15 protein-coding genes are annotated in these 16,079 nt (G+C 65.2%); 10 read left to right on the top strand and 5 right to left on the bottom strand.

Annotation, left to right across the window (positions count from 1 at the left end; genetic code table 11):
* Positions 1-27: 27 nt before the first annotated feature.
* Together NKJ07_RS06590 and NKJ07_RS06585 are read left to right on the top strand one after the other, a co-directional pair.
* Positions 28-597, top strand: a complete 570-nt coding sequence (locus NKJ07_RS06590; RefSeq protein WP_318569789.1) for an archaellin/type IV pilin N-terminal domain-containing protein — start codon at positions 28-30, stop codon at positions 595-597.
* A gap of 9 nt (positions 598-606) precedes the next feature.
* The gene (locus NKJ07_RS06585; RefSeq protein ID WP_318569788.1) at positions 607-1,179 is read left to right on the top strand and encodes an archaellin/type IV pilin N-terminal domain-containing protein; all 573 of its coding nucleotides are present in this window, start codon (positions 607-609) and stop codon (positions 1,177-1,179) included.
* A 369-nt stretch (positions 1,180-1,548) separates the two neighbouring features.
* On the opposite strand, the gene NKJ07_RS06580 is transcribed toward NKJ07_RS06585, so the two are convergent.
* On the bottom strand, positions 1,549-2,298 hold the full coding sequence (locus NKJ07_RS06580; protein ID WP_318569787.1) for an RAD55 family ATPase: 750 nt from the start codon (positions 2,296-2,298) through the stop codon (positions 1,549-1,551).
* Between the two features lie 306 nt (positions 2,299-2,604).
* On the opposite strand from NKJ07_RS06580, the gene NKJ07_RS06575 reads away from it, so the two are divergent.
* The 7 genes from NKJ07_RS06575 (at position 2,605) to NKJ07_RS06545 (ending at position 10,256) form a co-directional block, all read left to right on the top strand.
* Positions 2,605-4,182: a flagella accessory protein C gene (locus tag NKJ07_RS06575; RefSeq protein WP_318569786.1), complete on the top strand. Its 1,578-nt coding sequence runs from the start codon at positions 2,605-2,607 to the stop codon at positions 4,180-4,182.
* Entirely contained in the window at positions 4,166-4,600 is a 435-nt protein-coding gene (gene arlF / locus NKJ07_RS06570) for an archaellum stator protein ArlF (protein WP_318569785.1), read from the top strand. The genes NKJ07_RS06575 and arlF overlap by 17 nt, the downstream gene beginning before the upstream one ends.
* A gap of 1 nt (position 4,601) precedes the next feature.
* Positions 4,602-5,051 (top strand): archaellum stator protein ArlG, encoded by a 450-nt coding sequence (arlG, locus tag NKJ07_RS06565; protein WP_318569784.1) that lies wholly within the window; start codon positions 4,602-4,604, stop codon positions 5,049-5,051.
* A complete protein-coding gene (gene arlH, locus NKJ07_RS06560) occupies positions 5,048-5,797 on the top strand; it encodes an archaellum protein ArlH (protein ID WP_318569783.1) in 750 nt (249 codons plus the stop codon). The genes arlG and arlH overlap by 4 nt, the downstream gene beginning before the upstream one ends.
* Positions 5,797-7,479: a type II/IV secretion system ATPase subunit gene (locus NKJ07_RS06555; protein WP_318569782.1), complete on the top strand. Its 1,683-nt coding sequence runs from the start codon at positions 5,797-5,799 to the stop codon at positions 7,477-7,479. The genes arlH and NKJ07_RS06555 overlap by 1 nt, the downstream gene beginning before the upstream one ends.
* A gap of 84 nt (positions 7,480-7,563) precedes the next feature.
* Complete coding sequence (flaJ, locus tag NKJ07_RS06550) at positions 7,564-9,225, top strand: archaellar assembly protein FlaJ (RefSeq protein WP_425504745.1); 1,662 nt, start codon at positions 7,564-7,566, stop codon at positions 9,223-9,225.
* Entirely contained in the window at positions 9,222-10,256 is a 1,035-nt protein-coding gene (locus NKJ07_RS06545) for a CheF family chemotaxis protein (RefSeq protein WP_318569780.1), read from the top strand. The genes flaJ and NKJ07_RS06545 overlap by 4 nt, the downstream gene beginning before the upstream one ends.
* Positions 10,257-10,368: 112 nt before the next feature.
* Here NKJ07_RS06545 and NKJ07_RS06540 read toward each other — a convergent pair whose 3' ends face one another.
* From NKJ07_RS06540 to cheB, 4 genes are read right to left on the bottom strand one after another with little or no spacing between them, the layout of a single operon-like run.
* Positions 10,369-11,232, bottom strand: a complete 864-nt coding sequence (locus NKJ07_RS06540; RefSeq protein WP_318569779.1) for a CheF family chemotaxis protein — start codon at positions 11,230-11,232, stop codon at positions 10,369-10,371.
* A 1-nt stretch (position 11,233) separates the two neighbouring features.
* Positions 11,234-12,043: a CheR family methyltransferase gene (locus tag NKJ07_RS06535; protein ID WP_318569778.1), complete on the bottom strand. Its 810-nt coding sequence runs from the start codon at positions 12,041-12,043 to the stop codon at positions 11,234-11,236.
* On the bottom strand, positions 12,043-14,286 hold the full coding sequence (locus tag NKJ07_RS06530; RefSeq protein ID WP_318569777.1) for a chemotaxis protein CheA: 2,244 nt from the start codon (positions 14,284-14,286) through the stop codon (positions 12,043-12,045). The genes NKJ07_RS06535 and NKJ07_RS06530 overlap by 1 nt, the downstream gene beginning before the upstream one ends.
* A gap of 1 nt (position 14,287) precedes the next feature.
* Entirely contained in the window at positions 14,288-15,367 is a 1,080-nt protein-coding gene (gene cheB / locus NKJ07_RS06525) for a chemotaxis-specific protein-glutamate methyltransferase CheB (protein ID WP_318569776.1), read from the bottom strand.
* Between the two features lie 206 nt (positions 15,368-15,573).
* Between cheB and NKJ07_RS06520 the strand changes: the two genes are divergently transcribed.
* A complete protein-coding gene (locus NKJ07_RS06520; RefSeq protein WP_318569775.1) occupies positions 15,574-16,053 on the top strand; it encodes a chemotaxis protein CheW in 480 nt (159 codons plus the stop codon).
* Positions 16,054-16,079 lie beyond the last annotated feature (26 nt).

Here is a 16,079-nt window from a genome sequence, read left to right as displayed (position 1 = left end):
GGGGGGATCCGGCCGAGACTACCCAACATGTTCGAAGACACAGCAGACAGGGGTCAGGTCGGTATCGGGACCCTCATCGTGTTCATCGCGATGGTACTGGTCGCGGCGATCGCGGCCGGGGTCCTGGTCAACACGGCCGGATTCCTTCAGGAGAACGCAGAACAGACCGGACAGCAGGCACAGGGCGAAGTGAGCGACCGGATTGACGTCGTGAATGCGTACGCCACGGACACTGGTACTAACGGAAACTACGATCAGGTCGTTCTTACCGTCCGCAAGGCGTCCGGCTCCGACGACATCAGTCTCGACGATACGACGTACACGTATCTCGGTCCCGACGGGGCTACCGCCTCCAACACGCTCAACGCTACCTCCAACAACGCGGTGACGACCACCGCGGTTGCGAACAACGACGCGACGATCCTGCGGAGTGAGTCCGACAGAATCGAGATCACGCTCGACCTCACCACGATCGCCAGTTCCCTGTCGCCCGGAAGCGAGTTCGAGTTCCAGATCACGACTTCTTCCGGTGCTTCGACGTACGTCCAGGGACGGATCCCCGACACCGCCGAGAGCGGTGGCGTGGTGGAGATCTGAGGTAGCACAATGAAGCTCAACATATTCCCCGACGACGACCGCGGTCAGGTCGGTATCGGAACCCTCATCGTGTTCATCGCGATGGTGCTGGTCGCGGCGATCGCGGCCGGAGTCTTGGTCAACACGGCCGGATTCCTTCAGGAGAACGCAGAACAGACCGGTCAGCAGGCACAGGGCGAAGTGAGTGACCGCCTCACCGTGGTGAACGCCTACGCCACGATCAGTTCCGGATCGACGGACAACGTCTCGGTAACGGTCAGGAAGGCGTCTGGGTCCGGAAACATCAATCTGACATCGACGACCGTGCAGTGGATCAGCGACGCCAACCAGGGTCAGGCTCCTGTCTCCAACGCTGCAGTCACGGTCTTCGACGAGACGAACAGCACCACCACCTCACCCGTGACGATCACCGACGACTCGAAGTACCGACTCGAGATCGGCGTCAGCAATTCGGCGTTTAACAGCTCAACGCTCCAGAGCGGCGAAGAAGGGACGCTCCTCTTCACGACGCCGTCGGGCGCAACCACTCGTGTCCAGGTGACGATCCCGACCGACGTCCAAGACGACACGATCTTCCTCTAACTCCGCGCACCACGCGGTGCACGAGCGGTTCTGTTTTTTACTGGAGCAACCTTCGATAGCGAACGCTTACTGTACAGCCGATCGCCGGTGGCAGTACATACGCCATGTTCGTAATCGATGTTCCGAAACGCTCGCCGAGACGTCCGGAGAACGTCCACAAGTCGATGTCTCATCGGCCGTTCCGATTCGCCCCGCTATTTATTCCGGGGATGCGTGGACAGAAACGGTCTCGCGGCGATCACAGCCGGTTCTGAAAGCGATTGCCGACTGTCCTGACGAGAACGATTTCGACAATTCCACCCTGTGGAGCGGCCCGATAGCTACTCTCGACCGTTCCGAACGCCTCGACACAACCCACGAGGCGCTCCCTCAGCGCTCGGGCTGGTCGCCGCCACCGAAAAAGGGCGCGCTTTCCCCGACCATCGAGAAGCCCGCGGCCTGCTCGTAGATCTTGATCCCGCCCTGGGAGATCTCCATCGGGAACATAGAGTTTTTGATCTCTTGCTTGCGCATCTTCGCCACCCAGACGTAGCGATTAGAGGTCGAGCCGGCGGGCGACTGCACGAGGTAGATGTTCCCGTCCGTGAGGAAGTTCTCGAGTCCGATCTCGGTCTCGGGGAAGATCGCCGACTGCTCCGTCGTGAGCAGGGAGGTCAGCCCCGAGTCCTTGAGGATGTCGATGAACTTCAGGAGGTAGTGACGCTGTTCCTTCTCGTCCTCGAAGAAGAGCTGGAACATCGTCAGCGAGTCCAGCACCAGCCGGTCGTAGTTAGTCGACTGGAGATCGTCGAGGATGCGGTCGAGCGTCCCGGAGAAGTCCCCGTCGCGCAGGAGCGTTCGTTTGTCGTACACCTTGATGTCGCCGCTCTCGACGAACTCGGGCCACTTGTCGAAGCCGATCGAGAGAGCGGCCTCCTCGATGTCGGCCCGTGACTCCTCGAACGTCAGATAGATACCTCCCTCGCCGTGGTCGGCCACACCGTTGTAGAGATACTGCATCCCGAGGATGCTCTTGCCGGTCCCGGGATTGCCGCTAATGAGGACTGCTGCGTCCTTCACGATACCACCATTAAGGATAGAATCGAGTCCTTCGATTCCGGTTTCGACGAGTTCTGGCATTGAGTTAGATCCTCGGACTTGTACACCGTGGTTACCGGCCCAAATAACTCTTCTCACCGCCGCTACATTCACTGGGATTCGTTCGATCCGAGCGGGGCAAAAACTACGCGCCGGTGTGCGTTATCACCCTCGATAGTCAGGAGCGAAACTTCATGTATCGTTCAGGGTTACCAGACAATCAATGCTATCTGTTCCCCCGCCTCTGGCGGTCGTGTTCGGTGGCGTCCGACGATGTCGGGTCGGGTTCGCTTCGGCGACGGTTCGGAACGGAGCTTCCCTTCGCGTCTCGCGACGGAGGCGATACGGATGGGAATGATGGACTGGGTGAACGACGAGGACGAGGAGGCGTCCGGCGACGTCGACGAGGACGGTGACACGGACGAGTTCGACGACCTCGGGGAGTTCGACGAGGAGTTCGACGACCTCGACGACGACTTCGACGGCCCTACGGCCGACGACGCGGACGGCGCCGACGACGGGTTCGGCGACCTCGACGACGACGGCTTCGGGGGCGGGGGCGGAGCCGGAGCCGGCGGCGGAAACGACTTCACCGAGCGGCTCGCGGACTTCGAGGACCGCATCGGCGAACTGGAGACCGAGGTCGGGTCGATCTCGTCGAGCATGAACACCGTCCGCGAGGAGAACAAACAGATCGGCGAAACCGTCGACGAGCTCGACGATACGATCCGCAAACTCCTCGACATCTACGAGATGGTCACCCGCGGCATCAACCCGTTCGTCGACGACGCCCGGGAGATGGGCGGGCTCGAACACGGCGACGGCGCGTTCGGACTGTTCGACTCCGAGGAGGACGATGAGGACGACCTCGATCCGGACGTCGCGAACGCCAACGCCGAGAGCTTCTTCGACGAGGACTTCGGCGAACTGGACGCCGAGACCGGCGAGGAGCGAGCCGAAGCGGCCGCCGAGGACGAACTCGCGGAGGCCGAACCGGACGGGCCGGAGATGCTCGACGAGGAGCCCGACCCGACCGACGCCGAAGCGGCCGACACTGGCGGGACGGGCGGAGTCTCGTTCGACGATCTCAAAGCCGAGTACGAGGACGGCGACGGCTGGGAAGACACCGACGAGGACGCGGCGGACGACGCTGGCGAAGCCGACGATGCCGTCGACGGCCACGAGGACGACGGTGACGCGGTCACAACCGAGACGGCTGACGAGGAGAGCGACGCCGAGGCGACCGACGAGGAGGACGACCCCGATGACGGTGCCGGCGAGGTCGCTGACGGGACGGCCGCACCCGAGAGCGGTGCCGGTCGATCCGAGCTGGTCAGCGTTCAGTCGGACGACGAACCGGCTGATGCGGACGTGTCAGACGAACCCACCGACAGCGTGCACGACCCGGACGGCGACCGCGAGTCGGTCGAGGCGGCCGAAGCCGTGACCGACGACGAGATGTTTCACGACGCCGGGGCGGGCTCCGCGGACTCCGGGACCGACTCCGCGGACTCCGGGACCGACTCCGAGCGTGCCGACGAGGTCGGACGGGAGAAGCGGGGTGCCGCGAGAGCGGACGACTCGGCCGCCCACCTCTCGACGCTCCCGTCGACGTACGTCGCCGAGTCCGTCGCGATGGAGTGGGTGCGTTTCCTCGTCTCGGCCGGTGGCCCCCTCGGTGCGTCCCGCGCGCTTCGGCTCTACCAGGACTTCGGCTGGATCTCGGCCGACGTGCGATCGAAGCTCGACACGTACGTTCGCCTCGCCGCGAGCCCGCGGGACGACGAACAGCACGCGCAACTGGCCGTCGACCACCACGAGACGAGCCTCTCGTACGTGAGTCGACTCGGTGGCCACGAGCCCGATCCGGCCGCGCTAGAGGCGCTCGTCGCCGACGGGGGGAGTGACCGTGGGATTCGGCGTTAGCGGGGCGACGGCGATCGTCTTCCTCGGGCTGTTCATCGCCGCGGGGACGATGTTCACGACGACCGCGACGACGTTCGAGCAGGTCGACGAGGCCCGCGACGACCGCCAAGAGCAGTTGCTCGACCGCCGGAATACGGCGATTGCCGTGACGAGCGCCGTCTACAACAACACGACGAGCACGCTGAACCTCTCGGTGGTGAACGAGGGGTCGACGACGCTGTCGGTGAACGGGACGACCGTGCTCGTGGACAACGAGTACGACTCCACGGCGTCGGCACGGGTCGACGGAACCGCGGCGACCGACCTCTGGGAGCCCGGCGAGACGATGACGCTGAACGTCTCCACGTCGGAGCCCGCTCGGGTGAAAGTCGTCACCGAGTACGGCGTCGCCGAAACGAGCCAAGTCACGGTGACGTAACATGGCGGAGATATCCGTGCCGACGCTCATCCTGTTCATCGCGAGCATCGTCATCGCGGCTGGCGTCGCCGGGGTGCTCATCGACACGGTGAGCGGCATCTCGAACGCGGTCGACGATCGCGGTGGGGACGTCTCGAAATCGATCAAGACCGACGTGGAGATCATCTCCGATCCCGAGGCGGGCGTCTACGACGACGCGAACGGAACGATCACGCTCTACGTCAAGAACACCGGGGTCCGGACCCTCCCGGCCGACGCGGACGCCGTCGACCTCTTCGTCGACGGGCAGTACCAGACCGCCACGTCCCTGCAGGTGGTCGACGGCACCGAGTGGACGCCGAACGGGGTGGTCGAACTCACCGTCTCGGGCGTCTCGCTGTCGCCCGGTGACCACCGCGTGAAACTCGTCCTCGACAGCGACGAGGAGGTCTTTCGGTTCAGAACATCATGACAGACTCTACGCAATTCCCGATCGGGCTGGACGGACACGACCGCCTGAAGCAGGAACTCGGCGGGGGAATCCCGCGCGGCGCGATCGTCCTCATCGAGGGTGATTACGGCGCGGGCAAGAGCGTCATCTCCCAGCGACTGAGCTACGGCTTCACCGACGAGGACATCACCGTCACGTTCATCTCCACGGAGTTGAGCGTGCGGGGCTTTCTCGATCAGATGCACTCGCTGGAGTACAACATGGTCAGACCGCTGTTGAACGAGGAGATCCTCTATATCCACGCCGAACTCGACTCCGGCGGGGCCCTCAGCGGCCAAGAGCGCGACCGAAAGGAGCTGCTCCGGCGCCTGATGGAGGCCGAAGAGGTGTGGAACGGGGACGTCATCATCGTCGACACGTTCGACGCGATCCTCCGGAACGACCCGCAGTTCGAGGCGCTGGTCCGTCAGAACGAAGAGCGGCAGGCGGCCCTGGAGATCATCTCCTTCTTCCGGGAGGTCACCTCGCAGGGGAAGACGGTGATCCTCACCGTCGACCCGACGACCGTCGACGAGGAGACGATGGGACCGTTCCGCTCGATCGCGGACGTCTTCATCGAACTCGAGATGGTCGAGGTCGGCAACGACGTGCGCCGGAACATCTTCGTCAAGCGGTTCGCGGGGATGGGTGAGCAGGTCGGCGACCGCATCGGCTTCTCGGTTCGCTCGGGCATCGGAATTGTCATCGAATCGAGGAGTGTGGCCTGATGGCGACGGAGCACGGCTCGGCACGGATCTCGGAGGAACTCAAGCGGCACGCGTCCCGCTGGGACCACCTCAGGGATCACCTCAAGCGGTTCAAGCAGATCACCGGTGAGTTTCCACTCCTCGTGGACGAACCGTCCGACTACGAATCGCGCCGTCCGAACGTGCTCTACCACCTCGGCGGGCCAATCTACTGTCAGATATACGGTAACTTCGGCGAGACGACCAAGTACTATACGATCGAACCAGAGCTCGACGAGTCCGAACGCGCCGTGTTCGACGACGTCAAGGACAAGATCCTCGAGTACAGCGTCCGGAAGCCCGCCCCCGAGTCCGACGCCGAGTACGAACAGCGGATCGAGGAACTCCTCGAGGAAGTCGTGACCGTTCGTGAGCCGGTGCCTGAGGACGAACAGACCACGATCCAGCAACTGAAAGGGAAACTCGACATCGGGCGGGTCGCCGTCCCGGAGTCGACGTACGAGAAGATGCAGTACCGTCTCGTCCGCGACATCGTCGGGCTCGGGCCGCTCGAACCGATCATGCGCGACCCCGAGAACGAGGACATCCACGTCATCGGACCCAACCAGGTCGACGTCGATCACGGAACGTTCGGCCTGCTCGAGACGAGCGTCGAGTTCGACTCGGTCGAGCAGTTCGACAACTGGCTCCGGAACATGGGCGAGCGGATCGGCGACCCCGTCTCCGACGCCCACCCCATCGTCGACTCGACGCTCCCGGACGGCTCGCGTATCAACATCATCTACTCCGACGACATCTCGCTGAAGGGTTCCAGCCTGACGATCCGACAGGGCGACGACGTTCCGCTGTCGATTTACCAGATCACGAAGTGGGGGACGCTCTCCCCGGAACTCGCCGCGTACCTGTGGGTCGCCCTGGAGAACGAGCGGACAATCTTCGTCGTCGGCGAAACGGCGTCCGGGAAGACGACGACGCTGAACGCGATGCTGTCGTTCATCCCCCGCGACTCGAAGATCTACACCGCGGAGGACACTGCCGAGGTGCTCCCGCCGCACAACACTTGGCAGCAACTGCTCACCCGCGAGGGACGCGGGAGCGACTCCGAGGTCGACATGTTCGACCTCGTCGCCGCAGCGCTCCGGTCGCGCCCCGACTACATCATCGTGGGGGAGGTGCGTGGCGAGGAGGGGCGGATGGCGTTTCAGGCGGCGCAGACGGGTCACCCGGTCATCCTCACCTTCCACGCGTCCGACATCGTCTCCATGATCCAGCGCTTCACCGGCGACCCGATCAACGTCCCCGAGACGTTCATGGACAACGCCGACATCGCACTGTTCCAGAACCGCGTTCGGCGGGGGGACGACATCCTCCGCCGCGTGACGAGCGTCGTCGAGATCGAGGGCTACTCGAAGGAGATGGGCGGGGTCGTCACCCGCGAGGTGTTCTACTGGGATCCCGTCGACGACGAGATCGTCTTCCAGGGGATGAATAACTCCTACATCATGGAGGAGAAGGTCGCCCAACTGCTCGGCTACGCCGACACGCGCGACATCTACGACGACATCGAGTTCCGCGCGGAGATCATCAGACGCGCGATCCAAGAGAACGTCGTCGGCTACCACGACGTGAACGAACTGATCGAGGACTTCCAGCGTGACGGGGTGGAGGGCCTCCCCTTCGACATGGCCTCACTGAGACGATGACAGATGGGATCGAACACGAACGTCGCGACCGGCACCGCCCGCTTCAAGGAGTTCGCCGACTCCGTCTGGGAGTCGTACCAGCGGATGCCGATGCGCGTCGAGCGCTACCTCCTGCTCGTCGTCTCGCCGGCCGCGCTGTTCTTCCTGCTGTCGACGCTCGGGTCGGTCGTCCTCCCACTTCCGCTCCTCGTCCGGCTGCCGATCTTCTTCTTGGGCGTCCTCCTGGCCGCGACGGCGCTTCTGTACCCGCGCCTGCTCGTCGAACAGCAGCGCCGCGGCCTGGAGAACCAGCTCCACCTACTCATCACCCACATGACGGTGCTGTCGACGACGAACATCGACCGCGTCGAAGTGTTCCGCGCGCTCTCGCGCGAGGAGGAGTACGGCGAACTCGCGACCGAGATGAACCGGATCGTCCAGCTCGTCGACGCCTGGAACCAGTCGCTCGACGACGCGTGCAAACGGCGGGCCCGGGAGGTGCCATCGAAGCCGATGGCTGACTTCCTCGATCGGCTGGCGTACGCGTTGAACGCGGGTCAAGGAATCGACGACTTCCTCCTCGGCGAGCAGGAGGCGATGATCCAGTCGTACGTCACGGTGTACGAGGGTGCCCTGGAGAACCTCGAAGTGATGAAGGACCTCTACCTGTCGATGATCCTTTCGATGACGTTCGGGCTGATCAACGCGATCGTCCTCCCGATCCTCACGGGGACCGACGCGACGACGACCATCCTCGCGGTCATCATCCTGTTCGTCTTCGTCCAGCTCGGCTTTTACTTCGTCATGCGGACGATGTCGCCGTACGACCCTCTGTGGTACCTCCAGGAGGAGTACCGCACCCGGCCGGTCCGCCAGGTGGACATCAGCCTCTACGGCGCGGTCGGGCTGTCGTTCATCCTCATCTTCGCGCTCGCGCTCGGGACGTTCGGCCTCACGCCGGTCGGCCGGGCGATGCGCGGCGTGTTGGAGGGCGTCCCGATCCCGATCCTGATGTCGGCACCGCTCACACCGCTTGCGATCCCGGGGATCCTCGCGCGGCGACACGAGAACTCGATCAAGGGCCGCGACGAGGAGTTCCCCGGCTTCATCCGCGCGCTCGGCTCCTCCGAGAGCGCGAAGCAGGCGACCACCTCGGCGGTGCTCAAGACGCTCCGGAAGAAGGACTTCGGCACGCTCACGGCGGACGTCAACCGGCTGTACACCCGGCTGAAGATGCGGATCGAACCGACGAAGGCGTGGTTTTACTTCACCGCCGAGGCCAGCTCGTACCTCATCCAGAAGTTCTCCGAGATGTATCTCGTCGGCCGACAGATGGGCGGGAGCCCAAAGCAACTCGGCGAGCTCATCAGCCGGAACATGAACGAGGTGCTCCAGCTCCGTCGCCAGCGCCAACAGGCGACGATCACCCTCATCGGCGTCCTCTACGGGATCACTGCCTCGGCCGCCTTCGCCTTCTTCATCGGACTGGAAGTGGTCGAGATCCTCGTCGGGATCTCCGCACAGATGGACCTTACCGGGACGAACGTCGGCACGATCATCCACGCCGGTGTGTACGACGTGCCCACGATCGAGTACCTCCTGACGCTCATCATCCTGTTCAACGCCCTGTTGTCGTCGCTGATGATCCGCGTCGTCGACGGTGGCCACAAGGCCAACTCCTACCTCCACTTCGTCGCGCTCGCGTGGATCGGGAGTATCCTCGCCGTCGTGACCTCACACCTCGCCGGAGCGCTGATCTCCGCGTGAGCGACAGTTCGTCGACCTCGAACCCGGACGCGGATGCGGACACCGAAACGACCGAGGGGGAGCGAAAACAGCAAGCAGCGACCGAGGCCGCACGGGGTGAAGACGAGGCGAGACGGCGGCTCACCCGGACCAAATCGGGGGAGTCAATCGTCGTCGACTTCGTGGCGAACTTCGTCGCCGGGGGGTCGGGGACGTTCGACCCGCTCAAGGGCCGCGTGTTGATGAGCGAACAGCGGCTCATCCTGGCGACGTCGGACTCGAAGACGGTCGTGCCGCTCACGTCGATCTTCGACGTCGCCGTCGGACAGGTCCCGCCGGAGGTCGAGCAGTTCTTCGACCACACGGTGATGGTCGGCTACGTCGTCAACGGCGTCCAGCGGACGACCGTCGTCGGCGGTGACCGCGAGACCATCGAGAAGTTCTCGCTCATCCTCTACCGGGCGACGCTCCACGGGTCGACCGTGGCGCTCAAACACCCCGCGAAGATCGGAGGTCGGTTCCAAGAGGAGTCCATCCGCGAGGTCGGACTCCACCTCGACACCGACTGTGTCGCCTTCCCCGGGACGGAGGAGCTGACGATCGGCGATGGGGTGTTCGAGATCGACCTCGGTAGCGTCGTCTTCTTCGAGGTGCTCGAACGGACGATCGAGGACGAGCCACGGCTCGTGCTCTCCGTCCAGCACGTCACCCAGACCCAGACCGTCACGACCGAGGTGTCGATGTCGTCCCGACGCAAGATGAACATCCTCGGACGCTACCTCAGACAGATGTACCACTACCTCGCGTCGGACGTCCGCGACATCGACCTCTCCGACGACGCCCTCGAAGTGCTCGTCGGCCTCTACTCGGCGGGCACGGCGGCGAGCGGTGTCGACCTCGCCGCGTTGCTCGACGTGGACGAGTCGGTCCTGGACGACCACCTCGAAACCCTCGACGACAACGGGCTCATCGAGTCGATCGATCCGCCGCACGAACTCACACCCCAGGCGCAGTTCCTGATCAACGAGCGGTTCGAGGACATCAACTTCTGAGGAATCTTTCAAAGGACTTCTGCAGAACTTTCAACAGACCTCTACGGAACTCCCAAGAGACATCTGAGCGTCGAATCGACGATCGCCCGTCCTCGACCGTGGTTAGCCGGGGTTACTGGTCGGAGATGACGTCGCTCGCGATGCTCCGGCCACGGGCGTTCAGCGTCACCTCGTGTCGGACCCTGACCTCGTTGAGGACGTCGTGGTCGATGAGCCTGACGTACAGCTCCTCGACCTCGTCGACGTCGAGGCCGAGAAACGAGGGAATGTCGAACGGCGAGACGCCGGAGTACAGCGCCGTGAGCACCTGTTTGTCGGTTTTCGACAGCTCCAGCGACGTCTCGGACTGCTCTTCGCCCTTCCGGAGCACCGATTCGAGGAACGACATCTGGCGGTCGGTGCCGGAGATGTACGTCTGGACGCTCGTCTCCTCGTCGGAGTGTTCGACTTCGAGCACCAGGCGGTCGTCGTCGATGATGGTCCGTCGGCCCGTGGTGATATCGCCGATGTCGTCGAGGCGGATCTCGACGAACGTCCCGCTCACGGTCGCCATGCTCACCGCCTCCGCTTCGACCTTGAGCCGCGACCGCTCCCACTCCGTGTTCTGGACGACGCCGCCTTCGACCGCGGGATGCCGCGCGAGGAACGTCCCCTCGTTCAGGACGGCCCCGTAGAACTCCTGCTCGAACGTCTCGTACTCCGTCGGTGCGACCAGGACGACGCCGTTCGGGATCCGGAGCGAGAGGTAGTTCGAGACGCTCGCGACGTCCTGGTTGACGTCGTAGCGCCCCTCGACCCCCTCGATCGTCGAGAGGGGGAACGTCCGCTTGCCGCCCGATCCCGCGAGGATGAGCCGTCTGTTCGACAGGAGGATCCGTCCGCTCGTCCACGCCGCGTCCTGCAGTTCCCGGCCGTTCCGTTCGGCCCTGAGAAAGCGGCCGTGCGTGTCGGACAGCTTGTACTCACCCTGCTTCATGTCAGCGTGTGCTTCGGTAGATCCGGAGCCGCTTCTCCACCGGTTCGAACCAGGACCGACAGGCCGACGGGACGGTCTCTGTCATTCCGATCGTGAGGTAGCCGCCCGGCCGGAGCCCCGACCCGAGCGTCTCGAACACCGCGCGCTTGGCGTCGGCGTCGACGTAAATGAAGAGGTTCCGACACAAGACGAGGTCGAACTCGTGCGGTGGCGACTCCCTGATGAGGTCGTGCCGGCGGAACTCGACCATCCGTTTCACCGGACGCGAGACGCGGTAGCAGTCCTCGTCCCGCTCGACGTACCGCTCGTAGTCGCCGATCGGGGCGAGTTGGGACTCCAGATCGTTCGTCTCGGAGGCCAGGTACTCGCCGCGTTTCGCCGCCTGGAGGATGGATCGTTTGATGTCCGTCCCGACGATCCGGATCCGGTCCGCGCGGACCTCCGGATCGTCGTGTGCGAGCATCGCCAGCGAGTACGCCTCCCTGCCGTCCGAGCAGGCCGCACTCCACACCTTTGTCCGTCCCGCGGCCGTAAGCTCTCTGAGGACGGGACGGAGCGCCTCCCACACGTCGGCGTTCCGGAAGAAAGAGGTGACGTTGACGCTCAGCGCGTCGAGGAGGGCCTGCTGTTCCTCGTCGTCCGATTCGAGCCGCCGCTGGTACGCGCGGTAGCTGTCGGCGTCGTTTCGGCGCATCCGTGCGGAGATCCGCCGGTCGAGGTACGCGTTGTTGTACATCGACGTGGCGAACCCCAGCGACTCTTCGATGTAGTCGAGGAGTCGGTCGAACGCCCGACTCTCGGTCGTGGCCATCAGTCGGCGCTCCCCCCGTCGGCGGCCAGTCCACCGTACTCGCTCGCGGCGCTCCCGCCCGCGTCGGCCCCTTCGAGCGTCCCGATGTCGAGGATGGGGATGACGTTGCCGTCGCCGATGACCGCCGTTCCGGACAGCCCGTCCGCGCCCGACAGCGGGCCCTGCAACGGCGTGACGACGACCTCCTCCTGCCGCGTCACGCCGTCACACCGGAGCGCGACCTGCCGGTCCTGTGGGCGGATCCGGACGACCATCCCCGTCTCGGGACCGGGCTCGCCGACGCCGAGAGCGTCCCGGAGCCGGATGAGCGGGAACACCTGATCGTCGTGGACGACGACCTCGGCCCCGTTGATCGTGTCGATGCGCGTCTCGCGGCCGATCTCGTCGATGTACTTGATCGGGACGCCGAACTGGCGGTCGCCGACCGTGACGAACAGCACCTTGATGATCGCCACCGACACCGGCAGCCGGATCCTGAACGTCGTCCCCTCGCCGAGCGTCGAGGTGACGGACACCGACCCGTCGAGCGCCTCGACCGTCGTCTTCACCACGTCCATCCCGACGCCCCGGCCGGAGACGTCGGTGATCTCCTCGTTCGTCGAAAAGCCCGGGTGGAAGACGTAGTCGAACACTTCCTCGTCGGGGAGCGACGAGACCGCCTCGGTCGACGCGAGCCCCTTCGAGACGGCCTTCTCGCGGATCCGGTCGACGTCGAGCCCGCCGCCGTCGTCGGCGACTTCGATCACGACAGTGTCGTGCTCTCGGTGGGCCGACAGTTCCACGACACCCTGTTCGGGCTTGCCCGCCTCGGCTCGCTCTTCGGGCGGCTCGATCCCGTGGTCGACCGCGTTCCGGAGCACGTGCATCAGTGGATCGGAGATCTCGTCGAGGATCGTCCGGTCGAGCTCGATGTCTTGACCCTCGACGCGGAAGTCGACCCGCTTGTCCTGCTCGCGGGCGAGGTCACGAACGAGGCGCGGGAACTTGTCGAACACCTTCTTCAGCGGGATCAGCCGCATGTCCATCACCGTGCTCTGGAGGTTCGACGAGATCTTGTCCAGTTCGTCTAGCGTGTCGACGCCCCCGGTTTCGTCCTCGCCGATGGCCTGTCGGAGCTTGATGCGGGAGGTGACGAGCTGTTCGACCAGCTCGTGGAGTTCGTCGAGCTGGTCGACGTCCACCCGGACGGATTTCACCTCGGCGATGCTCCGCTCCGACCCCGTATCGCCACCACTCCCGCCGTCGCCGCCCGCGTCCTCCTCGACGTCGTCGGTCGCCGCCCCAGCCACAGTCGCGGCCGTCGACGCGTCGCCTTCGTCCCCGTCCGTCCCATCCGCGTCGCCGCTCCCCTCGCCCGCCGGTCCGCTAGCGGTGTCGGTCCCGCCGTCTCCGAGCCGCCCACCCGCCCGGGTGATCGCCGTCGAGACGTCCGTGACCTCGCAGTCGGTCACCCCCCAGAGCTCGCCGACCGTCCGCGCGACCGCGTCCGAGTCGGTGTCCGCCACGAACAGTTCGACGCCGTCGTCGAACGCGCCCGCTTCGATGTCGGTCAGCGGCGGGATCGCTCCCGGAATCGCCAGGTCCTCGGGGATCCCCTCGAGGAAGAGGCCCGCGTCGACGCTCTTCATCTCGCCCGTCGAGAGCGCGACCTCGACGTGGTAGAGGGCGTCGGAGCCGGCGAGCACATCCGTCGGAACGGTCTCGACCGCTGACTCGATCAGCGCCGCCCGGGACGCGGGGACGTCGTCGCCCTCTCCATCCCCGGCGTCGACGGTATCGACCGGCGCGGACGGCTCCGACCCGGCGGCGTCGGCCGCGTCCGGGTCGTCGACGTCTCCCTGGCTCTCGGCTCCGTCCGTCCCCTCGTCGCCCTCGGCGGCGGCCCGGAGGGCACTGACCGTCTCCTCGGGATCGATGGTCGTCTCGCCGTTCGCTTCGATGTCGTGGAGGATGTCGACGATGAGATCGACGCCCTCGAACACGAGATCCATCCGTTCGGGCGTCACGTCGAGTCCGCCCTGCCGCACCTCGTCGAGGAGGTCCTCGATGGCGTGGGCGACTGTCGCCGCCGCGTCGAAACCCATCGCGCCGAAGTTCCCCTTCAGCGTGTGAGCCCGGCGGAAGATGTCGTCGATCGCCTCGTCGTCTTCTGGGTTCGACTCCAGCGTCAACAACGAGTTGTTCAGTTGGGTGATGCTCTCCTCGCTTTCGGTGATGAAGGCCTGGTACAGTTCCTCGTCCATGTTAGTTCCTCAGTGTGGCGACAATGCCCTCGGCGATCTCCCCGGCGGGGAGCACCTCGTCGGCGTGTCCCGCCTGGATGGCCCGCTTCGGCATGCCGAAGATCGCCGACGTTCGCTCGTCCTGTGCGACCGTCGCACCGCCGGCCCGTTTGACCGCGCTCATCCCCTCGACGCCGTCGCGACCCATCCCCGTCAGGAGGACCGTCGTCAGCGGCCCGCGGACGGCCTCGGCGGCCGACGACATCGTGACATCGATCGCCGGCTTGACGCCGTGGATCCGGTCGCCGCCACGCAGTCTGAGCCGGAGTTGTCCGGCTCTGTCGTCGTCGACGACCAGGTGTGAACCGCCGGGGGCGACCCGGGCCTGACCGGCACCGATCCGCTCGCCGTCGCGCGCTTCGGCGACGTCGTAGCCGCTGCGGGCGTCGAGTCGCTTGGCGAAGCGCGCCGTGAAACCCTCCGGCATGTGCTGGACGATCAGCACGCGTAGGCCCGCCTCCGGCGGGAGCCCCCCGAGCACCCCCTCGACGACGGCCGGCCCGCCCGTCGACGCGCCGATGACGACCGTCGCGCCGTCGGCTGAAGCGGGCACGGCCGGTGCGATCGAGCCAGGGGTCGCCGCTTGCGGCCGCGCCGTCGGTGGCGAGGACCGCCGCCCGGCCACCGAGAGGTCGACGACGGCGGCCGACTGGACCTTGTCGACGAGTTCGCGTTTCACGCGCGGCATCTCCGAGGTCACCTCGCCGCCCGGCTTGGTCACGAAGTCGACGGCCCCGCGGTCGAGCGCCTCGAACGTCACGTCGGCGTTCTCCTCGGCGTGTGCCGACAGCATCAACACGGGCGTGGGACTGTCGGTCATGATCCGCTCGACGGCCTCGATGCCGTTCATCCGCGGCATCTCGATGTCCATCGTCACCACGTCGGGCATGTGCTCGGCGACCGTCTCGATCGCGGCCTCGCCGTCTGCCGCCTCGGCGACCACCTCGACCCCGCCCTCTTCGAGGAGGTTGCGGATGAGCGTCCGCATGAACCGCGAGTCGTCCACGACGACGGCCCTCGTCCCGCCGGCCGTCGTGCTCATCGCCACCTCCGGCTGAGGTCCACAGCCGGGTGGGTGCGGTTCGAACGGGGCCGAGCCAACGATCCGATTCGCATCTCTGTCCGTGCTTCGACAGTGTGATACATAAACGCATCTCGGCGATAATCAGGCGTGATAACGCGAGGAGTAAGTTTACGTACCGTTTGGCCGACCGCAGAAGTAACAGGCGTCACCGGGAGCCGAAAGACATGCACTCGCAGAAGACACCGAAGACCCCACAGCCCGTACCGCACGACGACGAGGAGAGCGAGGGCACCACCGAGATTCAGGTGCTCGAGTTCAAACTCGGCTCGGAGACGTATTGCGTCGACATCGACTACGTCTCGGAGATCGTCGACAAGGGCTCGCTCACGACGGTCCCGAACGCGCCGCACTACGTCGACGGCGTGATGGATCTCCGCGGCCGGACCACCTCGATCGTCAACCCGAAGAGCCTCCTGAACATCCGCGAGGAGAGCGAGCCCAAGCGGATCGTCATCTTCGACTCGGGTCGGTTCGCCGACGACGCCGCCATCGGGTGGGTCGTCGACGAGGTGTACCAGGTCGTCCGCGTGTCGATGGACGACGTGGAGAAACCACCCCTCGAAAACGACGAGTCCATCGAGGGCATCATCAAGCGCGACGGCGAACTCGTCATCTGGATCTCGCCGGTCGCGGCGCTGTCCTGATCCGATTCCGCCGACGATCCCCGGAC

Source organism: Salinigranum marinum (genome assembly GCF_024228675.1).
GTDB lineage: Archaea > Halobacteriota > Halobacteria > Halobacteriales > Haloferacaceae > Salinigranum > Salinigranum marinum.
The sequence above is the reverse complement of the archived record's forward strand: the minus strand, read 5'-3'. Positions and strand labels throughout refer to the sequence as shown.

Excerpts from the sequence above, each read along its gene's own strand:
- NKJ07_RS06590 (WP_318569789.1), top strand. The coding sequence starts at position 28 with ATGTTCGAAGACACAGCAGACAGGGGTCAGGTCGGTATCGGGACCCTC.
- NKJ07_RS06585 (WP_318569788.1), top strand. The coding sequence starts at position 607 with ATGAAGCTCAACATATTCCCCGACGACGACCGCGGTCAGGTCGGTATC.
- NKJ07_RS06580 (WP_318569787.1), bottom strand. The coding sequence starts at position 2,298 with ATGCCAGAACTCGTCGAAACCGGAATCGAAGGACTCGATTCTATCCTT.
- NKJ07_RS06575 (WP_318569786.1), top strand. The coding sequence starts at position 2,605 with ATGGGAATGATGGACTGGGTGAACGACGAGGACGAGGAGGCGTCCGGC.
- arlG (WP_318569784.1), top strand. The coding sequence starts at position 4,602 with ATGGCGGAGATATCCGTGCCGACGCTCATCCTGTTCATCGCGAGCATC.
- arlH (WP_318569783.1), top strand. The coding sequence starts at position 5,048 with ATGACAGACTCTACGCAATTCCCGATCGGGCTGGACGGACACGACCGC.
- NKJ07_RS06555 (WP_318569782.1), top strand. The coding sequence starts at position 5,797 with ATGGCGACGGAGCACGGCTCGGCACGGATCTCGGAGGAACTCAAGCGG.
- flaJ (WP_425504745.1), top strand. The coding sequence starts at position 7,564 with ATGCCGATGCGCGTCGAGCGCTACCTCCTGCTCGTCGTCTCGCCGGCC.
- NKJ07_RS06540 (WP_318569779.1), bottom strand. The coding sequence starts at position 11,232 with ATGAAGCAGGGTGAGTACAAGCTGTCCGACACGCACGGCCGCTTTCTC.
- NKJ07_RS06535 (WP_318569778.1), bottom strand. The coding sequence starts at position 12,043 with ATGGCCACGACCGAGAGTCGGGCGTTCGACCGACTCCTCGACTACATC.
- NKJ07_RS06530 (WP_318569777.1), bottom strand. The coding sequence starts at position 14,286 with ATGGACGAGGAACTGTACCAGGCCTTCATCACCGAAAGCGAGGAGAGC.
- cheB (WP_318569776.1), bottom strand. The coding sequence starts at position 15,367 with ATGAGCACGACGGCCGGCGGGACGAGGGCCGTCGTCGTGGACGACTCG.
- NKJ07_RS06520 (WP_318569775.1), top strand. The coding sequence starts at position 15,574 with ATGCACTCGCAGAAGACACCGAAGACCCCACAGCCCGTACCGCACGAC.